The following is a 397-nucleotide window of genomic DNA, read 5'->3' on the forward strand; positions in this document are numbered from 1 at the left end:
GAATTGATGAGACCCTTCATGTCTCTGTGTTACCAGTTTCCATGAAGGACTCGTGTCCTTCTGGTGCTTTTCGTGTTTCTCATTGTTTAATTTACAAGGTACAAACCGCACTCATCGGCGGAACTATTTTAGTTTACCAGGTTTGCCGTTGTTTGTCAAGCACTTTTTCAAACTTTTTTTGCCGGCCAACCCGGCATACTTCAGTTCGTTTTTCATGCTGTCATTCGCACAACGTTTCCCAGCAAACTGGGCATAAGAAAGACAGTCACATGGACTGTCATCCTTATGTGTCGGCACTACCTATTTTCCCAGGCCGTCGCCAGCCAAGTATCTTCGGCGCAAGTGAGCTTAACTGCCGTGTTCGGAATGGGAACGGGTGGACCCTCACTGCAATCAG

Annotated in this window: 1 rRNA gene; it reads right to left on the reverse strand. The window is 47.1% G+C overall.

From position 1 onward, the window contains the following. Window positions 1–288: 288 nt before the first annotated feature. Window positions 289–397 (reverse strand): 5S ribosomal RNA (rrf, locus tag H9X86_RS12215); the annotation flags it as partial.

The organism is Pseudoflavonifractor capillosus (assembly GCF_016902575.1).
Taxonomy (GTDB): domain Bacteria; phylum Bacillota; class Clostridia; order Oscillospirales; family Oscillospiraceae; genus Enterenecus; species Enterenecus capillosus_A.